The sequence below is a fragment of the Agrococcus casei LMG 22410 genome (assembly GCF_900163565.1).
Classification (GTDB): Bacteria; Actinomycetota; Actinomycetes; order Actinomycetales; family Microbacteriaceae; genus Agrococcus; species Agrococcus casei.
Genome location: NZ_FUHU01000028.1, coordinates 87940 through 114044, shown reverse-complemented (window position 1 = coordinate 114044; position 26105 = coordinate 87940). Strand labels below are relative to the sequence as shown.

General features: G+C 66.6%; 25 protein-coding genes. 12 read left to right on the top strand and 13 right to left on the bottom strand.

Annotation, left to right across the window (positions count from 1 at the left end; genetic code table 11):
- Both CZ674_RS07430 and CZ674_RS07425 read left to right on the top strand, forming a co-directional pair.
- Window positions 1-631 (top strand): hypothetical protein (locus CZ674_RS07430; RefSeq protein WP_234988490.1); only part of this gene is annotated, 631 nt, incomplete at its 5' end.
- Complete coding sequence (locus CZ674_RS07425) at window positions 616-1395, top strand: hypothetical protein (RefSeq protein WP_143244675.1); 780 nt, start codon at window positions 616-618, stop codon at window positions 1393-1395. The genes CZ674_RS07430 and CZ674_RS07425, both read left to right, overlap by 16 nt.
- Before the next feature lie 25 nt (window positions 1396-1420).
- Here the strand turns inward: CZ674_RS07425 and CZ674_RS07420 are convergent, their stop codons facing one another.
- The 3 genes from CZ674_RS07420 to dapD form a co-directional block, all read right to left on the bottom strand.
- Complete coding sequence (locus CZ674_RS07420) at window positions 1421-2998, bottom strand: hypothetical protein (RefSeq protein ID WP_086991887.1); 1578 nt, start codon at window positions 2996-2998, stop codon at window positions 1421-1423.
- A complete protein-coding gene (locus CZ674_RS07415; protein ID WP_086991886.1) occupies window positions 2980-3756 on the bottom strand; it encodes an ABC transporter ATP-binding protein in 777 nt (258 codons plus the stop codon). Before CZ674_RS07415 ends, CZ674_RS07420 begins: the two co-directional genes overlap by 19 nt.
- Before the next feature lie 62 nt (window positions 3757-3818).
- Complete coding sequence (gene dapD, locus CZ674_RS07410) at window positions 3819-4730, bottom strand: 2,3,4,5-tetrahydropyridine-2,6-dicarboxylate N-succinyltransferase (RefSeq protein ID WP_086991885.1); 912 nt, start codon at window positions 4728-4730, stop codon at window positions 3819-3821.
- Window positions 4731-4747: 17 nt separating this feature from the next.
- Between dapD and dapE the strand changes: the two genes are divergently transcribed.
- A complete protein-coding gene (gene dapE / locus CZ674_RS07405) occupies window positions 4748-5830 on the top strand; it encodes a succinyl-diaminopimelate desuccinylase (RefSeq protein WP_086991884.1) in 1083 nt (360 codons plus the stop codon).
- 74 nt (window positions 5831-5904) lie between these two features.
- A complete protein-coding gene (locus tag CZ674_RS07400; RefSeq protein ID WP_086991883.1) occupies window positions 5905-6078 on the top strand; it encodes a DUF3117 domain-containing protein in 174 nt (57 codons plus the stop codon).
- A 63-nt stretch (window positions 6079-6141) separates the two neighbouring features.
- Here CZ674_RS07400 and CZ674_RS07395 read toward each other — a convergent pair whose 3' ends face one another.
- Window positions 6142-6774: an O-methyltransferase gene (locus CZ674_RS07395; protein WP_234988489.1), complete on the bottom strand. Its 633-nt coding sequence runs from the start codon at window positions 6772-6774 to the stop codon at window positions 6142-6144.
- Window positions 6775-6849: 75 nt separating this feature from the next.
- Here CZ674_RS07395 and CZ674_RS07390 point away from each other — a divergent pair, with 75 nt between their 5' ends.
- A complete protein-coding gene (locus CZ674_RS07390) occupies window positions 6850-7221 on the top strand; it encodes a Sec-independent protein translocase family protein (protein WP_234988488.1) in 372 nt (123 codons plus the stop codon).
- Window positions 7222-7251: 30 nt separating this feature from the next.
- On the opposite strand, the gene CZ674_RS07385 is transcribed toward CZ674_RS07390, so the two are convergent.
- The 3 genes from CZ674_RS07385 to CZ674_RS07375 are packed head-to-tail and all read right to left on the bottom strand — an operon-like array spanning window position 7252 to window position 10076.
- On the bottom strand, window positions 7252-8355 hold the full coding sequence (locus CZ674_RS07385; RefSeq protein WP_200810058.1) for an Mrp/NBP35 family ATP-binding protein: 1104 nt from the start codon (window positions 8353-8355) through the stop codon (window positions 7252-7254).
- Window positions 8345-8842, bottom strand: a complete 498-nt coding sequence (locus CZ674_RS07380; protein WP_086991881.1) for a DUF1003 domain-containing protein — start codon at window positions 8840-8842, stop codon at window positions 8345-8347. Before CZ674_RS07380 ends, CZ674_RS07385 begins: the two co-directional genes overlap by 11 nt.
- A complete protein-coding gene (locus tag CZ674_RS07375; protein ID WP_086991900.1) occupies window positions 8835-10076 on the bottom strand; it encodes a magnesium transporter MgtE N-terminal domain-containing protein in 1242 nt (413 codons plus the stop codon). The genes CZ674_RS07380 and CZ674_RS07375 overlap by 8 nt, the downstream gene beginning before the upstream one ends.
- Window positions 10077-10147: 71 nt before the next feature.
- On the opposite strand from CZ674_RS07375, the gene CZ674_RS07370 reads away from it, so the two are divergent.
- Window positions 10148-10879 carry a general stress protein gene (locus tag CZ674_RS07370; protein ID WP_086991880.1) on the top strand — a complete coding sequence of 244 codons (732 nt, stop codon included), beginning with the start codon at window positions 10148-10150 and terminating at the stop codon, window positions 10877-10879.
- Here the strand turns inward: CZ674_RS07370 and CZ674_RS07365 are convergent.
- Complete coding sequence (locus CZ674_RS07365) at window positions 10876-12333, bottom strand: aminopeptidase P family protein (RefSeq protein WP_086991879.1); 1458 nt, start codon at window positions 12331-12333, stop codon at window positions 10876-10878. The genes CZ674_RS07370 and CZ674_RS07365 overlap by 4 nt on opposite strands.
- Before the next feature lie 47 nt (window positions 12334-12380).
- Here CZ674_RS07365 and CZ674_RS07360 point away from each other — a divergent pair, with 47 nt between their 5' ends.
- Together CZ674_RS07360 and CZ674_RS07355 are read left to right on the top strand one after the other, a co-directional pair.
- Window positions 12381-13217 carry an alpha/beta fold hydrolase gene (locus tag CZ674_RS07360; RefSeq protein WP_086991878.1) on the top strand — a complete coding sequence of 279 codons (837 nt, stop codon included), beginning with the start codon at window positions 12381-12383 and terminating at the stop codon, window positions 13215-13217.
- Window positions 13214-13918 (top strand): esterase/lipase family protein, encoded by a 705-nt coding sequence (locus CZ674_RS07355; protein ID WP_086991877.1) that lies wholly within the window; start codon window positions 13214-13216, stop codon window positions 13916-13918. The genes CZ674_RS07360 and CZ674_RS07355 overlap by 4 nt, the downstream gene beginning before the upstream one ends.
- On the opposite strand, the gene CZ674_RS07350 is transcribed toward CZ674_RS07355, so the two are convergent.
- A complete protein-coding gene (locus CZ674_RS07350) occupies window positions 13912-14922 on the bottom strand; it encodes an endonuclease/exonuclease/phosphatase family protein (protein WP_086991876.1) in 1011 nt (336 codons plus the stop codon). The genes CZ674_RS07355 and CZ674_RS07350 overlap by 7 nt on opposite strands.
- Window positions 14923-15008: 86 nt before the next feature.
- Here CZ674_RS07350 and CZ674_RS07345 point away from each other — a divergent pair, with 86 nt between their 5' ends.
- Window positions 15009-15905: a PHP domain-containing protein gene (locus tag CZ674_RS07345; RefSeq protein WP_086991875.1), complete on the top strand. Its 897-nt coding sequence runs from the start codon at window positions 15009-15011 to the stop codon at window positions 15903-15905.
- Here CZ674_RS07345 and CZ674_RS07340 read toward each other — a convergent pair.
- The gene (locus CZ674_RS07340) at window positions 15874-17256 is read right to left on the bottom strand and encodes a DEAD/DEAH box helicase (protein ID WP_086991874.1); all 1383 of its coding nucleotides are present in this window, start codon (window positions 17254-17256) and stop codon (window positions 15874-15876) included. The genes CZ674_RS07345 and CZ674_RS07340 overlap by 32 nt on opposite strands.
- Before the next feature lie 74 nt (window positions 17257-17330).
- Between CZ674_RS07340 and CZ674_RS07335 the strand changes: the two genes are divergently transcribed.
- Complete coding sequence (locus tag CZ674_RS07335; RefSeq protein ID WP_086991873.1) at window positions 17331-18062, top strand: ferritin-like fold-containing protein; 732 nt, start codon at window positions 17331-17333, stop codon at window positions 18060-18062.
- A gap of 16 nt (window positions 18063-18078) precedes the next feature.
- On the opposite strand, the gene CZ674_RS07330 is transcribed toward CZ674_RS07335, so the two are convergent.
- Together CZ674_RS07330 and CZ674_RS07325 are read right to left on the bottom strand one after the other, a co-directional pair.
- Complete coding sequence (locus CZ674_RS07330) at window positions 18079-18378, bottom strand: hypothetical protein (protein WP_086991872.1); 300 nt, start codon at window positions 18376-18378, stop codon at window positions 18079-18081.
- Window positions 18378-18596 carry a DUF3107 domain-containing protein gene (locus CZ674_RS07325; protein ID WP_086991871.1) on the bottom strand — a complete coding sequence of 73 codons (219 nt, stop codon included), beginning with the start codon at window positions 18594-18596 and terminating at the stop codon, window positions 18378-18380. Before CZ674_RS07325 ends, CZ674_RS07330 begins: the two co-directional genes overlap by 1 nt.
- 73 nt (window positions 18597-18669) lie before the next feature.
- Here CZ674_RS07325 and CZ674_RS07320 point away from each other — a divergent pair, with 73 nt between their 5' ends.
- Both CZ674_RS07320 and CZ674_RS07315 read left to right on the top strand, forming a co-directional pair.
- On the top strand, window positions 18670-21708 hold the full coding sequence (locus CZ674_RS07320; protein WP_086991870.1) for an ATP-dependent DNA helicase: 3039 nt from the start codon (window positions 18670-18672) through the stop codon (window positions 21706-21708).
- The gene (locus tag CZ674_RS07315; RefSeq protein WP_086991869.1) at window positions 21705-24875 is read left to right on the top strand and encodes an ATP-dependent helicase; all 3171 of its coding nucleotides are present in this window, start codon (window positions 21705-21707) and stop codon (window positions 24873-24875) included. The genes CZ674_RS07320 and CZ674_RS07315 overlap by 4 nt, the downstream gene beginning before the upstream one ends.
- Here the strand turns inward: CZ674_RS07315 and CZ674_RS07310 are convergent.
- Entirely contained in the window at window positions 24872-26059 is a 1188-nt protein-coding gene (locus CZ674_RS07310; protein WP_086991868.1) for a phosphotransferase, read from the bottom strand. The two genes, CZ674_RS07315 and CZ674_RS07310, sit on opposite strands and share 4 nt — an antisense overlap.
- Window positions 26060-26105: the final 46 nt, after the last annotated feature.

Genomic DNA, 26105 nt, shown 5'->3' with positions numbered 1-26105 from the left:
GCGGCGGTTTGGGCTGCGTTTGTACGCTGTGCGCATGCGATGGAGAGCTTTGGCAACTGTGGGTGTGATGGCAGCGATTGCGGTGTCTGCAATCGGATGCGCGGGCGAAGAACCGACCGAGCCGTCGGAAACCATCGAGCTGCCGACGCCTCCGCCATCAGAAGCGCTTGCCGTGCTCGATCTCGAGACGATGACCGACGAGGAGCTGCTGGCAGAGGCTCGCCGCGCCTACCAGGGTTTCTTTGATGACGTGGAGGACATGCGCGCGTCTGGAAGCGACAACTACTTGGCTCTTGACGAGTGGACAACCGAGGATTTCAGGCTGAATGTGCAGGAGGTCTTCGATGAGTACCTCCCCGAGGGAGTGAAGGCAGAAGGGGTTCAAGACCTTCTGGGCATGGAATTGGTCGGGCTGAGTGGTTCTGAAGTATTGACTTATGCGTGCTTGAGCAATGAGACCGTGACATACGTCGATTCGGATGGCGAGACTGTCGAGCTGCGGAACGAGCCAGGAGACTCAGTGGGGGAGATCACACTCGTGCTGTCACCTGATGAATCGAAGCTGCAGCTTCATGAGGATGTCGGCGTGGACGCCGACGAGGTGAGCGGGTCACTGTGCGCGCAGTCTTAGGGCTCCTACTGGTCGTCATTGCCGGAGTCGCAGCGCCATGGGGCATGCCGCAAACCGCGGTGTGCAGCGTTGACCCAAGCACGGGCACGTTTGGCACGGGTGTCTTCGTCGGGTTCTCGGAGGACTGCAACAGCTCAACGCAACCCGTAGACGATGACGGATCATATGGCGACGACGCCCCGTACTACGGCTGTGACCCGGCCACGGATCCGCGTGAGTGCGCGTTTCAGCGGTGGGTTGATCGCGAGCCGTATGACGACACGGTTCCGACGGACCCTGTCGTGATCACGGTGCGCGATGTGGCGCAGTTCCAGCCTTCGACCTCTGAGCTGATCGTCGAGCCGAACGGGTGGGGGATCGTCAATCGTCCGGTGAATGTGTTCACCGATGCCGAGGCGCACACGTCCACAGGCACGGTGCTGGGACGCCCTGTCACAATCTCATGGCAGCCGGTCTCGTTCACAGTTGACTACGGCGACGGCACGGTCACCAGCCACACAGCCCCGGGTCACGCGTGGGCCGATGGTCAGCCCTGGGCACAGACCGAGACCTCACACGTCTACACCGAGTCCGGCGACTACGTCGTGAGCGCTTCCGTCGAGTATTCGGCAGTGGTGCACGTCGGCGGCACCCAAGTTCCCGTGCTGGGCACGGTCACGATCGACACCGGCGACGCGGCCGTCAGCATCTACTGGGTCAAGACCAGGCTGGTGCGGGGGGACTGCATCGAGTTTCCGCTCGACCCCGGCTGTGACGCGCCCTGAGACGCGACAGCCGAGCGCGCATCCGTCAGCTCTCGCTCGTGATCGCGGCGAGCACCCGCGGAAAGTGCTTGTCGAGTGCCTTGCCGCCCATCCGGATTCCCAGAACCAGCACGACGATGCCGCTGGCCACGCCGACGAGAAGTGCCAGCCAGTCGAACCACGGCGTCCAGATGCCTGCGATGACCAGTGCGATCGTGGGCAGCATCAGCACGACTGCAGCCACGAGCCCCAGCCCCATCAGCAGGAAGGCCTGAACGCCGCCGCTTGAGCCCTTGCCGAACGGGCTGGTTCCGGGCTTCGGAGCACGGCCCGGCAGATGCACGCCGAGGAAGCTGGCGATTCCGAGCACCATCAGCGTGGCCGGAAGAACCAGAGCCAGAGCGGGCACGAGGTGATCCCAGATGCCGGTGAAGATCGTGGGCACAACGACGAGCAGCACAGCGAAGGGAACAGCCCAGCATCCGATTGCCAGGGCTCGCCCGGCGCGGTCGTCGCGTCCCGTCACGCCGGCGAGGATGTGCATCGCGAGATTGGCATGGTCGTATGCGAGATCCATGCCGACAACCGTCAGCACCATCAACGGGAGGAACAGTCCGAGGTAGGGCAGGGTCTCGAGGCCGACGACGTCGTTGATCGAGTAGACCACCATGATGAACACGGGCAGGAACGGCATGAGAATGGTGTTCATGACGTGTCTCGGATCACGCCGGCGATAGCGCAGGCTTCGCACTGCGATTGCGCCGACCGGCGTGGCCGGGAAGAGCCGCTCGAGCAGGCCGCCGCCCTTGATCGTTCCGCCGCCGCGCATCTGCACAGGGTTGGTCAGGCGCGCTGAGAGCATGCGCTCGAGCAGCCAGAAGAGCACAACGGCAGTGGCGATTGCGATGAGCAGGCGAATGCCCGCGACCACCATGCTGCCGTCGAGCAGCGCCAGGCTCACGCCGTACGTGGCTGCCAGGGGTGTGTAGGCCACGACGTTCAGCGCCGCACCGAACTGGTCGTACGATTCGCCGACGGCAGCCGCAGCGCCGATCGCGAGCTGCGCCCAGACGCCGACTGTCACGAGCAGCAGCATCAGCACGATGGACGTCACGTCGCGAAGCGCGCGGCTCGCGAACGCTCGAGCCAGGGCGATCGCGACGACGCGTGCGATGAGCACGGTGTTCACGAGCGTGAGGGGTATGAGCACTGCGAATGCGACTGCTGCGGGCCAGGCGACCGACCAGCCGATCGTCGCGGCCACGAGCCACACGAGAGCCGTGACACCGCCGATGCCGAAGACGCCGGCCGCGACGTGCCCCGCTGCGAGCTGACGGCCCGTGACGGGCAGCAGCGAGAACTTCTCTGCAGCGAGCTGGTCCTGACCCGAGAGCATCACTGAAGAGACGGTCCAGAATACCGGGATGAGGGCGCCGATCAGCAGGATCGCCGTCGGCACGATCTCAGGCAGTGCAACGCGCAGCGCCACAACGCCGAAGAAGCTCGCGATCATGAGACCGAAAGCACCGAGGATTCCGAATACGAGCCCGACGATAGCCCAGACGCTCTTCGTGGCGATGTTGAACGTCTGGCGCCACTGCAGCTTTACGAAGAGCGCAGCCATGCGAGGCTTCCCTCTCCGAGCTGGTGCACGCCGACGAGATCGAGGAACTTCTGCTGCAGACCGGCCCCGCCGCGAACCTCGTCGAGGGTTCCTGCCGACAGGACTCGCCCCTCCGCCATGATCGCGACGTGGTCGCAGAGGTTCTCGACGAGCTCCATGACGTGGCTCGAGAGCACGACGGTGCCTCCGCCGGCAACGTACGACTTCAGAATCGACCGAATGGTCTCGCCCGAGACCGGGTCGACCGACTCGAACGGCTCATCGAGCACGAGCAGCCCGGGCGCGTGGATGAGGGCGGTGGCCAGGCCGATCTTCTTGGTCATGCCCGACGAGTAGTCGACGACGAGCTTGTTCGCCGCATCCGTCATGCCGAGGGCATCGAGCAGCTCATCGGTCCGCTGGGCAACATCAGCGGGAGGCATCTGGCGGAGCAGGCCCGAGTATCGCAGCAGCTCACGGCCTGTCAGCCGGTCGAACAGCTGTGAAGCCTCGGGAAGCACTCCCATCGCGGCCTTTGCCGCCACGGGATCCTGCCAGACGTCTCGGCCGAGCACGAACGCGGTTCCTGAATCGGGGCGCAGCAACCCCGTCGCCATCGACAGCGTCGTGGTCTTGCCGGCACCGTTGGGGCCAAGGAGCCCGAACATCGAGCCGCGCGGTACATCAAGCGACAGATTGTCGACGGCCGTTCTGGGGCCGAAGCGCTTGGACAGCGATCGAAGGGAGAAGCTTGTCGGGGTGCTCTGTTGCTCAGTCACAGCTCAACACTAGGGGCGAATCCAACCAGCTCGCCTCCGTCGCGGGATGGATTTCCCTGGCCTCAGTGCAGCGCGTCGTTGAGCTCGACTGCGCGACCTGATCGCTCGATTGCCTCGACTGCGCCTGTCAGCGAGTTGCGGCGGAACAGCAGGTTGCCGACGCCCGACAGGTCGACTGCCTTCACTTCGCGGCCTTCGAGCGTGACGCGGGTTCCGGCAGTTACATAGAGTCCGGCCTCGACGATCGAGTTGTCGCCGAGCGAGATGCCGACGCCCGAGTTCGCGCCGAGCAGCACGCCCTTGCCGATGACGACGCGCTCCTTGCCGCCACCCGACAGGGTTCCCATGATGGATGCGCCGCCTCCGACATCGCTTCCGTCGTCGACGACGACTCCCTGCGAGACGCGCCCCTCGATCATCGAGCGGCCGAGAGTTCCGGCGTTGTAGTTGACGAAGCCCTCGTGCATGACGACGGTGCCTTCGGCCAGGTGAGCGCCGAGACGCACACGGCTCGAGTCGCCGATGCGGACTCCCTCAGGCAGCACGTAATCGGTCATGCGCGGAAAGCGGTCGACGAGCTGCACTTGCAGCCCGGCCCGCTGTAGCTGGAGCCGATTCGCCTTGGCGAACGACGGATCGACGGGGCCGCCGTTGGTCCATGCGACAACGGGCAGGACGCCGAAGATGCCGTCGAGATTGATGCTGTTGGGCTCGACGAGCCGGTGGCTGAGCAGGTGGAGTCGCAGATAGGCGTCTTCGACTCCCGCGGGTGCTGCATCAAGATCGATCTCGACGTCGCGCGGCTCGATGTCGACACCGCGCCGGTCATCTTCATCGCTGGTCAGCGAGTCGCCCGTGACCCAGCGCTCGTCGCCCGCAGGTGCGCTGCCGAGCCGGGGCTCAGGAAACCATGTGTCGAGAACCCGCCCGCGATACAGCGTTGCGAGTCCGCGTCCGAATGCCATGCGTGCCATGCAACTAGGCTAGCCGCATGCCTGATGCTCTGCTTGATCTGACCGCTGATTCGGCCGCAATCACGAAGGCCGTCTGCGACCTGCAGTCGGTCTCCGGTGAGGAGCAGCCGCTCGCCGACGCGATAGAGGCGACAATGCGGATGCACGAGCACCTGTCGGTCGAGAGGATCGGCAACACGGTGGTCGCCCGCACAGAGCTCGGCCGTGATCGCAGAGTCGTCATCGCGGGGCACATCGACACCGTGCCGGTCAACGGCAACCTTCCGACGCGCTTCGAGAGCGAGAACGGGGTCGAGTACCTCTGGGGTCGCGGCACCGTCGACATGAAGGCCGGCGTTGCAGTGCAGCTCAAGCTGGCCGCTGAGATCGCAACGCCCGCGTTCGACGTGACCTGGATCTGGTACGACAACGAAGAGGTTGCCGAGAGCAAGAACGGCCTCGGCATCGTTGCACGAGAGCGCCCTGACCTCATGCGGGGCGACTTCGCCATCCTCGGCGAGCCCTCAGACGGCGGAGTCGAAGGCGGCTGCAACGGCACCATCAGATTCGACGTCGTGACCCACGGCGTCAGATCGCACTCGGCTCGAAGCTGGATCGGCCACAACGCGATCCATGACGCAGCCGGTGTGCTGACGGTGCTTGCCGAGTACGAGGCCGCGCACGTCGACGTCGACGGGCTCGTGTACCGCGAAGGGCTCAACGCCGTCGGCATCGAAGGGGGAGTCGCCGGCAACGTCATCCCCGACAGCTGCCGAGTGACCGTGAACTACAGGTTCGCACCCGACAAGACGGCAGACGCAGCAATCGCGCACGTCACGCAGCTCTTCGACGGATACGACGTCGAAGTGACCGACAGGGCCGAAGGCGCACGCCCCGGACTCACCGTGCCGCTCGCGGCGGAGTTCATCAGGGCGACAGGCCTCACACCGCGGCCGAAGATGGGCTGGACCGATGTCGCACGCTTTTCAGCGCTGGGAGTGCCGGCCGTGAATTACGGACCGGGCGACCCGCTGCTGGCACATCACGACCAGGAGCGCGTAGAACTCGAGCAGATCCGCGACTGTGAGAACAGGTTGCGCAATTGGCTGAGCGGCGCCTGAACGCCGACTCGCACAGGGCGTCGGGAAGCGTGAGAGAATGGATGCGTCCAGCAGACAACTGAAAGGGGTGGCGCATGGCCGCCATGAAGCCGCGCACCGGAGATGGTCCTCTTGAGGCAGTGAAGGAGGGACGACTCATCGTCGTCCGTGTACCGCTTGAAGGCGGCGGACGGCTCGTCGTGTCGATCAACGACGCCGAAGCTGCCGACCTGCACAAGGCAATCAGCGGAGTGCTCACAAACGCATAGTCGCATTTGAGCAACTCGACAGGGCGCGGGGCCAGCAGGCCTCGCGCCCTTCTTCTATGCCGCTCAGTCGGGGAGGCGTGTGAGCTGCAGCAGTCCGGCGCCGGCAGGGTTGATGGCCGTGACCACCGCGTCCGACGCGAGCAGCGTCGAGATGAGCGCCCGCATGTCCTGCACGTCTTCGCCGCGCTGCGCAGGGTCGGCGATGGCTCCGTCGAGCAGCACGTCGTGCACGCACACGGTGCCTCCGACGCGCACGAGCGTCAGCGCCTGCTCCACCAGCTCGAGCACGTGCTCTGAGCCAGCGTCGAGCAGCACGATGTCGTAGCTGCTCTCGTTCATTCGGGGCAGCACCGTCGTGGCGTCGCCGGCGATCAGACGAGCACGGGTCGAGGGGATGCCGGCAGCGGTGAACGCACGCCTGGCATGCTGCTGGTGCTCGAGCTCGAGGTCGATCGAGGTCAGGGTCGCCTTGGGCGAGCCGTGCAGCAGCCAGAGTCCGCTGACCCCGGTGCCGGTTCCGACTTCGAGGATGCTGCTGGCGCGGCAGGATGCGCTCAAGACAGCCAGCTGCGCCCCGACCGCCGGAGCGACAGGGGATATCTCGACCTCTGCGGCTGAGTCGCGGGCGCGCTTCATCGGCTCCGACTCGACCGGCAGGCTGTCGGTGTACTTCTTCACGAGATTGGGGTTCGTCACGCTCGCCTCCTGGTGAAAGAGTACTCAGTCAACAGGGGAGGCGACCGAGGCGCGCCCTGGCCTATTATGAGGAGTGTGAACTTTCTCGGTCTGAGCCTCGACAAGCTGCTGCCCATCGCACTGCTTGCGATCGCCGTGCTCGGTCCGGCGAAGCTGCCGCTCTATGCGGCCAAGCTGCGCGACGGCATCAGAGCCGTGCGCAACTACGCCAAGGGCGCCAAAGAGAAGATGCGCGACGAGATGGGCCCCGAGTTCGACGACGTCGACTGGAAGCGACTCGATCCGCGGCAGTACGACCCGCGAAGGATCGTGCGCGATGCGCTGACCGACGACCCGGCCCCCGCGGCAGCGACGGCTGTGGCGGCGTCGGCCGCGACAGCGCAGCAGGTTCGTCCCAAGATCAGTCGAACAGATGCGCCTGCGCCGTTCGACACCGAGGCCACCTGATCCACTTCGGCCGCCCGGCCCACAGCGCCTCTACCGATCGGTGCTGAACGGGAGGCTCTTGCCGCGCATCGACTTGCGGGAGTCGCTGAGCGCATCCGCCATGTCTGTGAACGGCTGCGACGCGGGTGAGTCGTGCAGGGCGACCGGATTGCCCGAGTCGCCGCCAGAGCGCACTTCGACAGCCAGGGGAATCCGCGCCAGCACCGGCACGCCGAGTCGCTGAGCCACTTCGTCGCCGCCGCCGGAGCCGAAGACCTCGATCGCGCTGCCGTCTGGCTGCCGGAGTCCGGTCATGTTCTCGACGACGCCGATCACTCGCTGACCGGTCTGCCTGGCCACGAGGGCGCTGCGCTCTGCAACGTCGGCGGCGGACTTCTGCGGTGTGGTCACGACGACGACATCGGCGTGCGGCAGCAGCTGGCCGAGCGAGATGGCAACGTCGCCGGTGCCTGGAGGCATGTCGATGACGAGGGTGTCGAGGTCGCCCCACCAGACGTCGCGCAGAAACTGCTCGAGGGTGCGGTGCAGCATGGGTCCGCGCCACGAGACCGACTGATTGCCTTCGACGAACATGCCGATCGAGACGACGCTGATGCCGTGGATCTGCGGCGGCATCATGAGCTCGCCGACGCGGGTGGGGCGCGCCTCGAGGCCGAGGATCGCAGGGATCGAGTACCCGTGCACGTCAGCGTCGATGAGGCCGACCCGCTGACCCCGGCGAGCGAGCGTGGCGGCGAGGTTCGCGGTCACCGTCGACTTGCCGACGCCGCCCTTGCCGCTCGTGACAGCGATGATGCGCGTGAGGGTGTCGGGTCCGAACTGCATCGGGCGCGACGACTTGAGGCGTTCGACGAGGGCCTTGCGCTCGGCGGGCTCCATGACGGTGACGTCGAGCTCGACCTCGTCGACCCCTTCGGCGGCGGATGCGGCGGCACGGACGTCGTCGCGGATGCGGTCGGCAGCGGGGCAGTGGGCGACCGTCAGCTTGACCTGCACTCGGGCGACGCCGCCGTCGATCTCGGCGCGGCTGATCATGCCGAGTTCGGTCAGCGGCCGCCGGATCTCGGGATCCTGGACGTGCGCCAGTGCTCGCAGCAGCCGGTCGTCAGCGCTCCCCGCGGCTTCAGGTGTCACGGGCCCTGCTGTCGTCTGCTCGCTGCTCTTCGAGCTCGTCAAGCAGCCCCTTGATCTCTGCGCGCAGCCAGTCCTTCGTCGCCATGTCGCGCATCGCCATCCGCAGTGCCGTGACCTCGCGGGCGAGGTACTCGGTGTCGTTCAGGTTGCGCTCTGCGCGCATGCGGTCGTGCTCGATCTGCACGCGGTCGCGGTCGTCCTGGCGGTTCTGCGCGAGCAGCAGCAGGGGAGCGGCATACGAGGCCTGCAGGCTGAGCACCAGCGTCAGCAGCGGAAAGCCGAGGCGCTCGGGGTCGAACTGGCCGTCTTCTGGAACGATCGAATTGTAGATCAGCCAGAATCCGCAGACGATCGTCATGCCCACGAGGAATGCGGGGGTTCCCATGCCGCGGGCGAACATCTCGGTGAACTCTCCGAAGCGGTCGCCGCGGTCGTTCTTCTGCTTGCGGCCTCCGCGCTTGGGCTGTGTGATCTCGTCGTCAGCCATCGTTCACCTCCTGGCGGTCGTCCTGGTCGCGCCAGTCGTCGGGCAGTATGTGGTCGAGGACGTCGTCGATGGTGACGACACCGAGCAGATGGCCTGCATCGTCGACGACCGGCAGCTGCACGAGGTTGTAGGTCGCCATGAGCCTGGTGACCTCTGCGTCGCTCGTGCTGGCGTGCACCGGGTCGAGGTTGTCATCGAGCAGCGTGCCCAGGCGCTCGCCCGGCGGGTAGCGAAGCAGGCGCTGAAAATGCACGGTGCCGAGGAACTTGCCCGTCGGCGTCTCGTAGGGCGGCAGTGTCACGCAGACGGCAGCGGCGAGGGCCGGTGCCACCTCGTGATTGCGAACCATCGCCAGTGCCTCGGCGACCGTCGCGTCGGAGGCGAGGATTATCGGGTCGCTGGTCATGAGACCGCCAGCGCTGTCGTGGGCGAACGACAGCAGCATGCGCACGTCTTCGGCCTCGTCGTGCTCCATGAGGCCGAGCAGGGTCTCCATGCGCTCGTCTGACAGCTGGGCGATCAGGTCGGCCGCGTCGTCGGGCTGCATGTGGTCGAGCACTTCGGCTGCGCGATCGTCGTCGAGCGAGTCGAGGATGTCGACCTGGCTGTCGAGCTTCATCTCTTCGAGCACATCGGCGAGCCTGCCGTCGGTGAAGTCGTCGACCACTTCGAGCCGGCGCGTCGTCGGCAGGTCGAGCAGCTCGTTCGCGACGTCGGCCGCAGGCATGTCTTCAAACGTCGCGAGCAGGTGCCCGGAGTCGTTCTCTGCCTCGGCGTCGCGCTGGGTCTCTGCCCAGCCGACCAGCAGCGTCTTGCCCTTCGAGAACGGGCCGACGCGCGGCCTGCGCAGGAACACCTCGTCGACCTGCCACTCGCCGTTGGCCAGGTGCTCGATCGAGAGGTCTTCGATCGTCGCCTTCGAGCCGTCGAGCAGCGTCACGCTGCGACCCAGCACCTCAGAGAGCACCAGCTGTTCGCCGCCGCGCTGCTTGAACTGCTTGGGGCTGAATCTGCCGGTGCTGATGACCTGGCCTCCGCCGATCGACAGCACTCTGCCGATCGACATGAAGGCCCGTCGCTTGCCGCCGAGCTCGACGACCATTCCGATGACGCGGGGAGTGGCGGATGCGCGGTTCACGATGACGACATCGCGCACGCGCCCAGCCTTGTCACCATCGGGATTGAAGACGGGGACGCCCGCAAGACGGGCTACAAAAGCCTTGGCGACGCTCATGGTCACCAACCTATCGTTCACCAGGTGCGAACACCGTGCACTTGCGCGCGCGTCCGTGGGAGGATTGGGCAATGACGATGATCCCCGCACGAGGCTCGACTCGAATGCCCGAGGGCGCCTCCGTCGCCACGTTCCGCAACTACGACGAGGCCCAGGGCGCAGTCAACAAGCTCGCCGAGGCCGACATCAACGTCAAGGGCGTCGCCATCGTCGGCACCGAGCTGCGGCTCGTCGAGCGCGTCGTCGCCAGGCTCACCTACGGCCGCGTCGCTCTGGCAGGAGCCATGCGAGGGCTGTACTTCGGCGTCTTCCTCGGCGTCGTGTTCTGGCTGCTGGTGCCCGAGGCGGGCCTCACGATCATCGCGATGCCTGCGCTCGGCATCGCCTTCGGCATGCTGCTCGGAGTCGTCACGCACTCGCTGACCCGCAAGAGCCGCGAGTTCCAGAGCGTGCAACAGGTTTTGCCGGCCAAGTTCGAGCTCATCGCGCCTCACGAAGTCGCAATCGACGCCAAGCGCGTGCTCGGCCCGAACTTCAACGCAACGCCGCCGGTGCAGCAGACGCCGCCGCAGCAGGTCCCGCAGCAGCAGACCCCCCCGCAGCAGCAGATGCCGCCGACACAGCAGCCGCCCTCGGCACACCCGGCACCGCCCGCACAGCCGAGCCCGCCTGCGCAGGCTGACCCCGCATCCGGCCGTCCGTCTGCTCCGCAGCAGCCCCCGGTTGACCAGCCCCCGGTTGAGCAGCCTTCGGGCGACCGGCCCGCAGGCGAAGCGCCTGCAGACCAGCCGCGCTCGAACTAGTCGCGCTTCGAGACCCAGCGCTCGACCTCGTCGGCCGTGCGCGGGATGCCCGCTGAGAGGTTCACGGCGCCGTCTGCCGTGACGAGGATGTCGTCTTCGATGCGCACGCCGATGCCGCGCAGCTCTTCTGGCACGGTCAGGTCGTCGGTCTGGAAGTAGAGGCCGGGCTCGATTGTGAAGACCATGCCCTCGCGCACCTCGCCGTCCATGTACATGTCGCGGCGCGCCTGGGCGCAGTCGTGCACGTCGAGTCCGAGGTGGTGGCTGGTGCCGTGCACCATGTAGCGGCGGTGGTGCTGGCCGGTCGCGGCGAGCGACTCCTCGGCCGAGACGGGCAGGATGCCCCACTCTGCCGTGCGCTTGGCGATGACCTCCATGGCCGCCGCGTGCACGTCGCGGAACACGATGCCGGGCTTCACGATCGACAGCGCGTAGTCGGCTGCCTCGAGCACGGCGTCGTAGACCTTGCGCTGCACGTCAGAGAAGGTGCCGCTGATCGGCAGAGTGCGCGTGATGTCAGCGGTGTAGAGGCTGTCGACCTCGACGCCGGCGTCGATGAGCACGAGGTCGCCCTCGCGCACTGCACCGTCGTTGCGCGTCCAGTGCAGGAAGCAGGCGTTGGCGCCAGCGCCGATGATGGTGCTGTAGCCGAGCTCGTTGCCCTCCATGCGCGCACGGCGGAAGAAGGTGCCCTCGAGCACTCGCTCGCCGCGTGCGTGGGCGATGGCCGCCGGCAGCTGCTCGATCATGTCGTCGAACCCGAGCTGCGTCGCATCGACTGCGGCTCGGAGCTCTTCGATCTCGTAGGCGTCCTTCACGAGGCGCTCTTCGCTCAGGAAGGTGTCGAGCGATGCGCTCCCGTCGGCGTCTGCTGAGCCGTCGAGGGCTCCGGAGACCGAGCTGTCGGGCTCGCCGACCAGCAGTGTCTTCGAGGGCAGCGCAGCGAGTGCCTCGGAGAGCTCGGTGAGCGGACGTACCTCGATGGCGAGGTCTGCGGCGACGTGGTCGAGCGACGGGCGCGGGCCGGTCCAGAACTCGCCGATCTCGGGGTTCGCGTAGAACTCCTTCGAGGTGCGGGTTGCACGTTCGCGGAAGAACAGCGTTGACGTGTGGCCGTCGGCGGATGGTGTCATCACCAGCACCGAGTCGGGAACGGAGTCGGTGCCCCAGCCGGTGAGGTAGCTGAAGTTGGTGTGGGCGCGGAAGGGGTAGTCGGTGTCGTTCGAGCGCACCTTGTAGCCGCCCGCAGTGACGACGACGGCGGCACCGGCGAATCGCTCGCTGACGCGGGCGCGGCGAGCTGCTGCTCGCTCGGCGGCCGGACGCGCTTCGGGGGTCGCCTCGTCGCGATCGGCCCACTGCTCCTGGATGTACGTGGTGAACGCCGCCTCGCTGGGAACCGTCGAGCGGTTCTCGGTGGCGCGGGGGGCTTCCTGTTCGGTAGTCTCAGTCATGCCTCCATTGTGTCACCTCGGTTCAAGCGGCCTAGAGTCGAAGAATCATGATCGATGAGAACAGACGGATTGTGCGTGCGTGGCGCAGGCTGCGGCATCCGCGAATCGGGGGCCGCGACTGGCGGCAGGCGAATGCGGTCGACGACGAGGGCGCACGCTTCACCTCCGGCGACCACACGCTCGTGCTGCACCACTGGGATGCGGGGCACGAGCACACGATCGTGCTGGTGCACGGGATCGGCATGGGGCAGCAGTACTTCGGTCTGCTTCGCAAGGCGCTCCTCAAGCACGCCAACGTCGCGGCGGTCGATCTGCCGGGCTTCGGATCGTCCCCCGAGCCCGATGCATCGCTGAGCATGCCCCAGCTCGCCCGGCTGCTGGGCGAGGCACTCGACAAGATGCTCCCGGGCCCCGTCGTGGCCCTCGGGCACTCCATGGGCACGCAGGTCGTGGCTGAGCTCGCTGTGGCAAGGCCAGACCTGGTCAGCAGGGTCGTGCTAATCGCACCGACCGTCAATGACGACGAGAGGTCTGCCTGGAAGCAGGTGGTCCGGCTGCTGCAGGACTTGCTGAACGACCCGCCGATCGTGGCCTTCCTCGGGATGAAGATGTATGCGAAGGCGGGGCCGCGCTGGTTTCTCAAGAAGTTCGGCACGATGCTCGAGCATCGCCTCGAGGACGTCGCGCCTCGCATCACGCAGCCGACCCTCGTGATGCGCGGCGAGGGCGACGTCGTGTGCCCTGAGCCGTGGGTGCGGAGCGTCAGTGAGATGATTCCGAATGCGACCATGCGCACGGCAGAGGGCAAGGGGCACGAAGCCATGATCACAGGATCCAAGCCGGTCTCGGAGCTGGTCGAGGAGTTCTTGCGGGAGCACGCTTGAGCCTGCTGAGAGACCTGCGCATCGCGATGGCAGACGGCGTCTACGCGGCCGGCATGCAGGTGCGGTCGCGCGTCAATCGGCGTGAGGCGCAGACCCTCGGCTCCGAGGACGCTGACGTGCTCGCGCTCGCTGTTCCCGGCGCATGGGACTCGTGGCACTTCATGGAGCCCCTGGCGACGAGCCTTGCCGCACGCGGAGTGCGGGTGAGGTTCGTCCCCGAGCTGGGACATCACCTGATGTCGGTCGACGAGGCGGCGCCGCTCGTCGCCCGCGCGCTCGAGAGCCTTGTCGAAGAGGCCGAAGGACGGCCGGTGGTCGTGATCGGCCACTCGAAAGGCGGCATCGTGGGGCTGCGGGTGCTCGCAGAGCGCATCGCTCGCAACGTGGTGCAGCCCGTCGGCCTGGTCGCGCTGTCGACGCCGTTCGGCGGCAGCGCATGGGCTGACAGGACGCGGCTGAAGGCCGTCAAGGAGCTGCGGCTGTCGAGCGACGTCGTGGCTCAGGTTCGCAAGGACGCCGCGAGCGGCGTGCGGATCGTCAGCATCAGACCCCAGCGCGACCCGCACGTCACCAGCCAATTCGTGCCGTCCCGCGCGAGTCGGCTGCGCATCCGTCGACCCGGGCACTTCCAGACGCTCTCGTCAGCCGCAGGGGCGCGCGCGGCCATGTGGGGCATCCGCCAGCTGCTTCGGCGTCACTGACTCTGCTGTTCGCGCAGCACCGCGACGATGGGCCTGTGGTCACTGCCTGAGTCGCCGGTGCTCGTGATCACCCGTGCGTCGATCGGCTTCCAGTCGGGGGTCGCCACGACGTGGTCGATCTGCGCGCCGAGCCATGCCGGCAGTGAGGACGGCCACGTGCCCGATGTTCCGGCTCCGACGCTGGCGGCAGCATCGCGGCATGTGCCGATGTCGCCGCCGTCTGAACCGAGGCTCGACCAGTGATCGACCGTCGAGTTGAAGTCGCCGGCCATGATCACGGAGTCGCTCTGGCCGCACAGGCTCGCGATGAAGTCGAGGTCTGAACGCCAGTTGCGCATCTGCTGGGGGATGGGCGCGACCGGATGCGTCGCCACGATCGTCGGACCGTTGTCGTCGTCGGGAGTCGCCACGATCGTCGGCAGCGTTCGAGTCTGACCGATCTCGAGGTCGGTCGTGTACTCGCCGAGGTCGGCTGAGATCATCAGCGACGTGCTCAGCGCGCCGTAGTCGAGTGAGAAGTGCGTCGTGTGGACCCAGAACGGATGCCCGGCGTCGCGAAGCACGACGGCCGCCTCGGTCGCGTACTCGCCGGTTGTCTCGGGCAGTGCCACAATGTCGGCCTCTGTCTCGAGGATGAGCGCGACAAGCTGGTCGACCGAGGGCTCATCGCCCAGAGTGTTCCAGGAGAGCACCGTGACGTCACCGTCCTGCACGGCCTCGCCCGATCCCGTGCCGCGAGAGAAGTGGATGCCGGAGGACACGAGTGAGAACACCACGAGCATCGTGATCACGACGCCCGCAAAGCGCCGGCTCGCCTTCGGTGCCAGCAGCAGGCAGAACAGCAGCGCGAGCACGACGGCGATGCCGACGACGCCGATGCGAACAGCGACCACCTGCGCGACGATCGGCGCCTGCTCGAGCCCGAACAGCGACGGAACAGCCGCCACGACGAGGCATGCCAGGATCGGCAGTGCCAAAACGGTCGCGAGCAGGGTCCTCTTCACGGGGTCAGTCTACGAGCGCCCACTGTGTGCGAAGCACAGAACACGCCTGGCGATCCCTGTGAGCGCGCCAGCCTAGGATGAAGGGCATGCCCACCGCATTCGACTGGCACGGCCTGGCCGGCCCCATTGACCTGCATGCGCACTCGAACGCGTCAGACGGAACGGATGCGCCGCGTGTGCTGGTCGAGACCGCCAAGCGTGCGGGGCTCGGCGCGGTGGCGATCACAGACCATGACACGACTGCAGGATGGCAGGAGGCTGCCGAAGCCGCTCAGGAGCATGGAGTCGCCCTGATTCCGGGCGTCGAATTCTCGTCGCAGCTCGAATACCGCAGCGTGCACATCCTCGGCTACCTGCTCGATGAGCACGCGCCCGCGTTCCTCGAGGAGCGGGAGCGGATCCGTGCGGAGCGACTCGGACGCGCGAAGCTCATGGTCGAGCGGATTGGCGCCGATCACCCGCTGCGCTGGCAGCACGTCGTCGACGAGGCCCGAGAAGGGGCCACGATCGGAAGGCCGCACATCGCCGATGCGCTGGTGGCTCTCGGCATCGTGCCCGACCGCTCAGCGGCGTTCGACGGCATCCTGCACTGGCGCGGCGGCTACTACCAGCCGCACCGTGCGCCAGAGCCCGCCCACGCAGTGCGCATCATCCGCGAGGCAGGGGGAGTGCCCGTCATCGCACACCCCGCCGCCCGAGGCAGAGCGATGATGGAGCGCGACGAACTCGTCAAGCTGGTCGACGCGGGCCTGTTCGGCCTCGAGGTGTTCCACCGCGACAATCCCGAACAGGATCGGGAGTGGCTGATGGAGCGCGCGCAGGAGTTCGACCTCGTCGCGACGGGCTCAAGCGACTGGCACGGACGCGGCAAGCCCAACAGGATGGGCGAGAACACGACCGCGCCAGTGGCGCTTCAGCTGATCGTCGAAGAGGCTTCCGGCACGGAGCCGGTCATTCCGACGTCTCTGCGGAGTTCTGACTAGAAGACGTGCGACGACGGCGACGGCGACGGCGAGGAGCTGCGTCGCCATCGGCCTTCGCCTCGCGTGCGGGACGCTCGCTGCGCTCGTTCGACTGGCTGCGTTCGTTGGAGCGGCTGCGGTCACCGCGCTCGCGGCGTGAGCTGCTCGACGACTTGGGTGCAGGGGGAGTCGCGATCAGACGGCCCTTTGATCCCGCAGGGATGCCCATGTCTTCGAACAGGTGCGGGCTCGACGAGTAGGTCTCGACGGGCGCGGGCTGGTTCATGTCGAGAGCGCGATCGATGATCGACCACTTGTGCATGTCCTCCCAGTCGACGAAGGTGACGGCGATGCCGGTGCGGCCCGCGCGGCCGGTGCGGCCCACACGGTGCAGGTATGCCTTCTCGTCTTCGGGAATGGTGTGGTTGATGACGTGGGTGACATCGAGCACGTCGATGCCGCGTGCCGCGACGTCGGTGGCGATGAGCACATCCTTCTTGCCCGTCTTGAACGAGACCATGGCGCGCTCGCGAGCCTCCTGGCTCATGTCGCCGTGCACGGATGCGGCTGCGAATCCGCGATCGCGCAGCTCTTCGACCAGTTTCGAGGCGGCACGCTTCGTGCGCGTGAAGATCACGGTCTTGCCGCGTCCTTCAGCCTGCAGGATGCGGCCGATCACCTCGTCTTTGTCGAGTGCGTGCGCGCGGTAGACCATGTGGCGGATGTTCGCCTGAGTCTTCGTCTCGTCGGGCTCGGATGCGCGGATGTGCATGGGACGCGACATGAAGCGGCGCGCGAGCGAGACGATGGCACCGGGCATGGTCGCCGAGAAGAGCATGGTGTGGCGGCCCTCGGGCGTGAGCGAGAACAGGCGCTCGACGTCGGGCAGGAAGCCCAGGTCGAGCATGCGGTCGGCCTCGTCGAGCACCATCGTTTCGATCTTCGACAGGTCGAGCATGCGCTGTCCGGCGAGGTCGAGCAGACGGCCGGGCGTGCCGACGACGATCTGGGCGCCGGCCTTCAGCTCTGCGATCTGGCCGTCGTACGCCTTGCCGCCGTAGATGGCGACGACCTTGGTGTCACGGCGGGAGGTGATGAGCTCCATGTCTTCTGTCACCTGCACCGCGAGCTCGCGGGTGGGAACGACGATCAGCGCCTTGACGCCTGGCTCGGGGCTGAGGCCGAGTCGCTGGGCCACGGGGATGCCGAACGCGAACGTCTTGCCCGTTCCGGTCTTCGCCTGGCCGATGATGTCGGTGCCGCGCAGCCCCAGGGGGATGCACTGCTGCTGGATCGGAAACGGCTCAAGGATGCCCTTGTCGGCCAGTGCAGCGCTGATGTCGCTGTCGATGCTGAGTTCTTCGAAAGTCAATGTATACCTGTTCTCGTCTTCCACGCCGCGTTGCGGATAGCGCCCAGGCATCCGATTGCGCATAGACTCATGGCGTGGTGAAGTGGTTTGATCGGACGCCCAGAGAGGCGCTTGCCCCGTTGTTGCGTCCTCGCAAGCCCCGGGCACAGGGTGACCTCGTTCTTCTACAGGACCTGCGGCCCGAGCCGGGTGTCTATCTCGGTCAGGCTGCGGCGCTTGAGCTTGCTGTTCTCCAGCAGGCGGCAACGGCGGTCAGTGAGGCTCCCAACCTAGAGTCTAAGGCACAGGTCGCCGAAGTGACGAGAATCGTCGCAGATCGGTACTCTGCCTTCGCGTCGCTGATCAGAAGCGACGAGGCTGATCCCGTAGAGGCGATGCAGCCGTTCCTGACCGAGACCGAGCGATTCATGCGCGCCACGAGCGGCGCCGACTGGTACGAGCTGCTGCTCAGCCTGCACGTCACGAGCGGTCTGCTGATCGACTTCCTGATCGCATATGCGGGCGGCCTGCCGGAGTCATACCGAGGGCCCGTGCTGCGGGCGCTTGAGCGCGAGACCGGTCAGCCGATCCTCTCGTCAATGCTGCGCACAGTCGTCGAGGCGAACCCGCGCCTCGGATCACGCCTGGCGCTGTGGGGCCGCAGGCTCGTCGGCGACACGCTGCTGCAGATGTACATCGCTGTCAACGGCGGAGACAGCTCGACCCTCGCCGACAATGCGCCGGGCGAGGGCCTGCTCGAGCCCGCGTTCAACGACATCGTCGCCGGTCACTCGCGTCGCATGGACGCGCTGGGCCTCACCGCGTAGACACGGCAGCGTCTGCTCAGCTTCGCGTTGCCAGAAGGCTCTCGAGCTGCTCGCGGTCGCGCTTGGGCCGTGACTTGCCGACGGCGAAGGGGATGATCGCGGCGGCGACAAAGCCGGCGGCGAGCGAGATCAGCCAGATCGCCGGCTGGTCGGGTGTCATCTCGAGCGTCAGCAGCAGCGCGCCCCACACGATGCCGGTGACGGCGCATGAGACTCCTGCAGTCAGCAGGGCTCCGTACGTTTCGCGGTAGGGCAGCACGTAGCGGACCAGGAGGCCGAGGGCCGCCCCGATCACCATCACGACCAGGAGCGTCATCAGGCCACGAAGCCGATCTTGCGAGCGCTGTCGGTGCCGATCTCGATGTACGCGATCTGCGACGAAGGCACGATGTAACGACGACCCTTGCTGTCGTCGAGCGTGAGAACGCTCTGGTCGAGTGCTTCGACCACCGTCCGCTCGACGTCGTCGCGCGACTGGTCGGTGTCGAACGCGATCTCGCGTGCAGTGTCTTTGATGCCGATGCGAATGTCCATGCCATGAGGATATTGGGTTTCTCGCCCGCATGCACAGCCGTTCGCGTCAGGGGTAATCAGTAGGGTGAATCGCATGATGAATCAGCAGCCAGAACTCGGCTCAGAACAGCTTCGCGTCGTCGCACTGGCACCCCAGAGTCGCGTGCGGCTGCTCGGTGCTCCGGGCAGCGGCAAGACGACGGCGGCAGTGGCCTGCGTGACGCAGTTCATCGCCGACGGAGGGGCTCCCGATCGCGTGCTGCTGCTCACAGGCTCCCGCGAGACCGCCTCGCGCCTCCGCGACCGCATCGCTCGAGCGCTGGCCGTCACGACCCCGGGCCCGCTGGCCCGAACCTTCGCCTCGCTTGCCCATGCGATCGTGCGACAGCGCTCGATGGCCGAGCACGGAGCACCGTCTGCTCTGCTCGGCGGCAGCGACGAAGACGCAAGGTGGCGTGAGGTTCTCGAGATCGACGGCGCGTCGGCAGACGGCGTCGTCTGGCCTTCGCATCTGCGCGAGCAGGTCCGGCTGCTGCCCGAGTTCCGTGCAGAGCTGCGCGAATTCATCGCACGGGCCACCGAGCGGGGCATGACCCCAGACGACCTGCTCGAACACGCGCTGAACATGCAGCAGCCGAACGAGACGTGGCAGGCTGTCGCCCGCATCTGGAAGCAGTTCGAGTTCGGGCTCCTGCTCGAATCGGGTGATTCCGCGAGAATCGTCACGACTCCTTCCCTCTTGCGAGAGGCCACGCAGATCGCAGCAGCCGGGCAGGCGCCCGAGTTCGATCTGCTCGTGATCGACGATGCGCAAGAGCTGACGCAGGGGCAGCTCGAGTTCGTCGAAGCGCTTGCCGGTGCGCATGATGCGAAGACAGGGCTCGTCATCGCCGGCGATCCCGACGTCGCGACCGGAATGTTCCGCGGCGCACAGCCGGGCATCATGAACAGCATGCGCGTCGACGAGACCATTCGTCTCCCGAAGAGTCATCGGATGGGCGGGGCTGTCGCCAGCGCGTATCGCACGGTCGTCGAGCGGGTCGGGGTTGCAGGCTCAACGGATCAGCGGCAGTTCGCAGAGGCCGGTCACGATGCAGAAGCACTCGTGCAGTCGGCACCGAGCGCCGCTGCCGAGGCGAGGCTCATCGCAGACGAACTGCGCGAGCGACACATCGTCGCTGGCGTCCCGTGGTCGCAGATGGCGGTCATCACACGCACCAGCGGCCTTGCACGTCAGCTCACGTCAGCACTCGTGGGGCTCGATGTTCCGACATCGAGATCCGGCTCGACTGCGCTGCGAGGCTCGGTGGCGGTGCAGGGGCTGATCGATGCGATGGCCATTGCGACCGGTCGGCAAGAGCTCGATGCGGTGACGCTCCTGCGGCTGCTCAGCAGCCCGTTCATCGACCTCGACTCGCTGCAGCTGCGTCGCCTCCGTCGCGCGCTGTGGGTGCAGCTGCTGGCCGATGACTCAGCGCTCAGCGTCGACGAGCGGCTCGTCGAGCTGTTCACGAGCCCAGATGACTTCGACGCGTTTCCGCAGTCGCGTGTGATCCGTCGAGCACGGAGGCTCGCCACGGTGCTGTCAGCGTCTTCAGGCTCGGCCGATGCGTCACCGCAAGACCTGCTGTGGCAGCTCTGGGAGGGCTTCGGCACCGCAGAGGCCTGGGCTGAGCAGGCGGGCGGCGATGGCGTTGTTGCGCGCGCGGCCAATGAGCGACTCGATGCCGTGGTCGCGCTGATGCGGCACGTCGGATTCGTGGCCGAACGCCATCCGACGATGACCGCGCTCCAGTTCGTCGAGCAGTGGCAGGCGGCCAGTGTCGAAGACGACTCGCTGGCGGGCAGGGGAGCCGCAGAGACTGTTGCCGTCGGAACCCCGTCGTCGTTTCTCGGCCGTGAGTTCGACACCGTCTGCGTTGCCGGCGTCAACGACGCCGTCTGGCCAAACCTCAGGCTCCGATCGTCGCTGCTCGACGCTGCGGCATTCGTTCGCGGCTCGGCCAGCCGAGAGGAGGTCCGCAGCGACGAGGCGCGACTGCTCGCCCTCGCGGTCTCACGGGCTGCGAATCGCCTGCTGGTCACTGCGGTCGACTCTGCTGACTCCGACGCGTCAGAGTTCGCTGTGCGGCTCGGCATCACCGCGGCAACAGCTCGCAACGCCACGACGCTCGGCGCCCTGACGGCGCAGCTGCGAAGAACCCTGACTGACTTCGACAGCGACACGGCTGAACGAGCGCGCGCGGCGGCGGCACTTCGTCTCCTGGCTGATCGAGGTGTTGAGGGAGCCCACCCCGATGTATGGGCCGGGCGTCAGGCGCTGTCTGAGCCTGCTCCGCACGCAGAAGAGGCAGAAGAGATCGATCTCAAGCCGCAGGGCGTCTCCCCGTCGAAGATCGAACGATTCGAAGAGTGTCAGGTGCAGTGGGTCGTCGGAAACCTCTCGGGTGACTCCATCGGCACACACCGCCAGATCGGCACGATCATCCACGCGGCCGTCGAGCATGCGCGGCTGTTCACAGCCGACGAGCTCGAAGGCCTTGCGCTCGCGCACTGGGACGAGCTGCAGTTCTCCGCGCCCTGGGAAGACCAGCGGTCCAGAGCCGAGCTGCGCGAGATCGTCGAGCGGCTCGAGACGTACTTCGAGCTCGTGCAGAGCCAGGGCTATCGCATCGACACGCAGCTTCGCGAGGCGAAGTTCAGCGCAGACGTCGACGGCGTCGAGCTCAGAGGGTCCATCGACTGGGTCGAGCGCGGCCCAGACGGCGTGCGCATCGCAGACCTCAAGACGGGCAAGTCGGCGCCGTCGAAAGAAGAGGTTTCGGCCAACCCGCAGCTGCAGTCGTATCAGCTTGCCGTGGCGACAGGAGCCGTCGAGGGGCTCAGCGATGCCGCAGTCGTCGACGCGCGACTCGTGTACCCGAGCAAGACAACGAAGAAGCCTGAAACATGGGCTCTCAAGCAGGAGCCCCTGACCGAGAGCTCGCTGCAGGAGTTCAGAGAACGAGTGCTCGCCGCTGCAGAGCAGATGTCGGGCACGAGCTTCATCGCGCATCCGTCATCGCACTGCGAGAACTCCGACGGCTTCAGACCCGACTGTGCATTCCACATCATCGAACAGGTGACATCATGACCGACTCCGACCTTCAGCTCCTCGGGCCCGACGAGATCACGCGCATCATGAACGAGGTGCGCGACGACGATGAGAAGCCGATCTTCCCGCCGAGTGCGCAGCAGTCGCCCGTCGTGACCGCCCCGTGGGACCAGCCCGCGCTGGTGGTCGCCGGAGCCGGCAGCGGCAAGACCGAGACCATGGCTCATCGGGTGCTCTGGCTGCTCGCCAACGAGAAGGCAACCGGCATCCGGCCAGACCAGGTGCTGGGCCTCACGTTCACCCGCAAGGCCGCTGGCGAGCTTGACGAGCGCTTCCGCAAGCGGCTCGGCCTGCTCGACCGCGCAGGGCTTCTGTCGCGCGAGGGAGCCGACGAGACCCCCAAGGTCTCGACATACAACTCGTTCGCGAACGAGCTCTTCCGTGACTACGCGCTGCTCATCGGGCGTGATCCGAATGCGCAGGTGCTCACCGAGGCGTCGGCACGGATGCTCGCTCGCGAAGTCGTGACGGCGAGCGTTGACCCGCGCCTGGCAGAGATCGGCTCGGTGTCGACAGTGGTGAAGCAGGTGCTCGGCCTCGCAAGAGCCATGGGCGACAACCTGGTCGACGCTGCACAGCTTCGTGCCTTCGCCGAGCGAGTGCCCGAGCAGCTGCACGCCATCAGCCTCTCAGACACCGCGTCGAAGGCGACTGACATGACGACCCTCGTCGATCGCGCTGACACGCTCGGGCGCCTCGAGCCGCTGGTCGATCTGGTCGAGGCGTACGAACAGCTGAAGCTCGCACGCGGCGTGGTCGAGTTCAGTGACCAGGTGCGACTTGCGATCCAGGCGATAGAAGAGATTCCGCAGGTGCGAGAAGACGTCAGATCACGCTTCTCGGTGGTGCTGCTCGACGAGTACCAAGACACCTCTGTGATGCAGGTCCGCCTGCTGTCTGCACTGTTCGCATCCCACGCGGTCATGGCGGTCGGCGACCCGAATCAGTCGATCTACGGCTGGCGAGGCGCCGCCGCCGGAACCCTCGAGCGATTCCTCGACGATTTCGACGGGGCACTGGGCTTCTCGCTGCCGACATCGTGGCGCAACGACCGCCGAGTGCTCACGGTTGCGAACCGCATCGCTGCCGAGCTGCCGGGCAGCGAAGGCGTCGAGCCGCTCGAGCCCAGGCCCGACGCGGGCGAGGGCGAGGTCACAATCGGCTTCTATGAGCAGACCAGCGACGAGGCTGCCGCGCTCGCGACGTGGATGGCCGAGCGCATCCGGCAGCGCGACAAGCTTCCGACGGCCGCGATCCTCTTTCGAGTGAAAAAGCACATGCGCTTCTTCGCGAATGCGCTTGAAGACCACGGCATCGACTATGTGATGGTCGGCGGCGAGGGGCTGCTCTTCGACCCCGCGGTGGTCGACGTCTCATCCACGCTCAAGGTCGCGGCTCGGTCAGACGAAGGCAGTGCGCTGCTGCGGCTGCTGACGTCGTCGAGATGGCGGATCGGCACGGCCGACCTGCAGGCACTGGTCGACTACTCGCGAGCACTCGCGAAACGCGAAGCCGGCGAACAGTCGAAGTCGATGCGCGAGCAGAGCGGTCACGACGACATCGCGTCGACTGCAGATGCGCTCGACTCGCTGCTCGACGAGCGCAGCTGGCTGCCCAGCCACCGGATCTCGGTGGTCGGGCTTGAGCGGATGCAGTCGCTGGCAGCAGAGCTTCGGTTCATCAGAGGCAACAGGCACCTTGCTCCTGTCGAGCTCGTGCGCCTCGTGATCCGCACCATGGGCATCGACCTCGAGCTCGAGGCCAACGAGCATCGCGACACAGCAGTGCTCGACCAGTTCATCGATCAGGTCGCATCGCTGCAGGTGTCGATGCCGGGGCTCAGCCTCGACGCACTCGTCGAGTGGATCACAGTCGCAGAAGACGATGACAGCATCACCACGCCGCCTCCTGAACCTCAGCCCGGTGTCGTGCAGCTGATCACGATGCACGGCTCGAAGGGCCTGGAGTGGGATCTCGTCGCCGTGCCGGGTCAGGCTCACCTGAAGTTTCCGAAGAACTCCAGAGACACGAACGGATGGTTCTCGTCGGGTGCGCTGCCGTTCGAGTTCCGCGGTGACCGCGACTCGCTGCCGGTGTTCGACCTCGATTCGGTGACCACGGCATCCGATTTCGCGACCGAGCTCAAGCGATTCAAAGACGAGAACCGCGACCAGCATGCGGCAGAGGAGCGGCGCATCGCGTATGTGGCCGCGACGCGCGCCCGCAACTCGCTCTGGCTCTCTGGCGCCAGCCTTCTCCCAGCAGGCAAGAAGCCCAGTGCCCCAGGCGCGTTCCTCGTCGAGTGTGCAGAAGCGCTGGGAGCCGACCTTGAGCCGATTCCGGACTCCGGAGCAGAATCGCGCGATGACACGGTCGTGTGGCCTCCGGATCCGTTCTCCGTTCGACGAGAGCGCGTTGAAGACGCTGCAGAGATGGTCGCCAGCGCAGGCGATCTTGACGACGAGCAGCTCGAGCGTCATATCGAAGCCCTGCTGTCAGCACGCGACTCGCGAGAGCCGGATGCCCCTCTGCCAGAACGCCTCAATGCTTCGAGCTTTCACGAGTGGGTCACCGATCCTGTGCACGCGCAACAGCAGCAGCAGCGGCCGATGCCGCAGAAGCCGTGGCCGCAGGCTCGTCTGGGCACACTGTTCCACTCCATGGCCGAGTCGCTTCTGGCGGCACCCGGACTCGGCGACGAGATCGACTTCGAGCCCGAGTCGTTCGGCGATGCCGAGCTGCCGGGCCTCGACGTCGACCGCCTCGAAGAGCTTCGCCAGACGTTCCTGCGATCGAAGTACACGACGAGCCGTCTGCAGCCGCTGCACACGGAGATCGAAGTGCACCTGCCGCTCGGAGCGACGACCGTGGTGTGCAAGATCGACGCGGTGTTCGCCGACGGAGACCGGATTCTCGTGGTCGACTGGAAGACGGGACGAAAGCCGGTGGGGCGTGAGCAGGTGCGGCTTCGCGGCCTGCAGCTCGCGCTCTATCGTGCGGCATACGCCGAGCACGCTGGCATCGATCCGAGCCTGGTCGATGTCGAGCTCTACTACGTCGCTGACGACGAGGTCGTGCGCCTCGAGCATCCGATGACGAAAGACGAGCTGATCGCGCAGCTCGACGAGGCCCGGCTGCAGCTCTAGCTGCGGTCGGCGCTCTCGGGTGACTCGCGGTCGTCGATGTCGAGGTCGTCGGCCGAGAGATCGCTGAGCTCGTCGGCGTCTTCCGTGTCTGCTGCTTCGGCTTCTTCGTCGGCGACCGGAACAGTGGCCTCGTGATCGGCAGCGCTGGCGGCGGCTGATTCGCTGCCGGATGCTCCGAGCGAGCCGCGGGCCATGCCGAGCGACGCGTTCTTGTCGAGCATCTGCTGCACTTCGCTGAGGTCCATGGTGTCGAGCCTCTGGGGCTGGATCTTCACGGAGTCGTCTTCGGTGTCGTCGACACGCTCGATGAGCGCGTGCATCATGCTCACGGCGTCGTCGATGGTGCTCTGATCGCCCGCGTCGACCCCGAACAGCAGCCAGCGGGCGATGTCGAGTTCGGCATGCAACATGCCGCGAGCACGGAGGTGGCGATCTGCCGAGCGATGCGACGCGTAGGCGACGAAGGCCTCGTCGACAGCGTCGAACTGCGCGCTGCCGAGCAACCACGCGAGGTCTCTTGCCGGGTCGCCCACGCTCAGGGAGTGCCAGCCCTCGATGCCGCTGACGCGTCCGAGGTCGATCCGAAGCGCGGGTGCGCCAAGGTCGCCGTGCACGACGGTGGGGGTAAACTGCCACAGCTCGGGATTGTCGGCAGCGCGCTCCCACCGCTCGAGCAGGCCAGCCGGCACTCGGCCGGTCTGCGCGGCCTTGTCGAAGACGCGAAGCAGGTCTTCGCGAACGCGTGCACTGGATCGGTGGGGAAGCCCGGAGTCGGCCACGATGCTGGTCGGAAGCTCATGGATGCCCGCGAGAGCCGCGCCGATGCTCGCTGCGAGTCCGTCGTCGCCGAGTGACTCGAGCTCCATGGGCGTGCCGCCGAGGCGTCGCCAGATGAACAGCTCGGTGTTGCCGACCGGTGCGCGGCCGAGCAGCTGCGTCACCTCGAACGGAAGCCTCTCCCGGACGCCTTCGCTCGCTGCAGCCAGCGCTGTCACTTCATTGCGCATCCGCTCGAGAGACTTCGGGGTTCTGGGGATCACGATGCTGAGCACTTCGCCCTCGACCGTCGTCGCGGCGACACGCTCGTATTCTCGGTTCGAGCCGTCATCTGTGGCAGCCGAGAAGGCGATGCCTTCGACCGCGGTAGTAGCCAGCGCGGCTAGAGTGAAGGGGTTCGTGGCCATGCGGTCAGGGTAGTCGGTTCGCGGGTGCCGCTCGAGGTGCCACGCG